Raw genomic sequence first — 668 nt, forward strand, 5'->3', positions numbered from 1 at the left:
TCGCACTGGTCACCGCGGGCATCGTCGTATCCACACACCGGACAGGTGCCCTCAATGTAACGGTCCGGAAGGGTACGTCCGGTCGATGGCTCGAACGCCCCCATCTCGGACCTCTTGACGACGTAGCCGTTTTCGTGGAGGCGAGTAAAGATCTCCTGGGTGACGTCAGCGTGGTTGTCGGTCAGCGTCGACGTGTACAGATCGTAGGACAACCCGAGCCCCTGCAAGCCTGCCGCGATGATGCGGTGATACTTCTCAGCGCACTCTTGAGCCGTCACGCCCTCCTGATCAGCCTTGACTGAAATAGCGGTGCCATGACAATCCGAGCCGGAAACCATGAGGACTCGGTGACCCGACATTCGCATGTACCGGGCAAACACGTCAGAGGGGACACCGAATCCGGAAACATGGCCGATATGTCGAGGCCCATTAGCGTAAGGCCACGCGACGGCGGCAAGAACGTTGGCACACATGAGGTTAACTCTATCGGTAGCCGGCATCGAGGACGTCAGTGATTGAAGCAGCCTAGGCCGATGCTAAGTACCGATCGAGGTCATCGTGATTCATGACCCGAGCAACTTTTCAGCGCACCGGGGTGATTTGGTGGAATCTCAACTGCCAGCCCCTATCTGGGTCGCGATGCCATAGCGAAACCCGCACGCTTACCC

1 protein-coding gene is annotated in these 668 nt (G+C 58.5%); it reads right to left on the reverse strand.

Annotated features, from left to right (window positions below):
* A partial coding sequence (locus ABGB10_RS33175) for a class I tRNA ligase family protein (RefSeq protein WP_347664920.1) occupies positions 1 to 473 on the reverse strand: 473 nt, incomplete at its 3' end.
* Positions 474 to 668 lie beyond the last annotated feature (195 nt).

This window comes from Micromonospora sp. B9E7 (assembly GCF_039871815.1).
Classification (GTDB): Bacteria; Actinomycetota; Actinomycetes; order Mycobacteriales; family Micromonosporaceae; genus Micromonospora.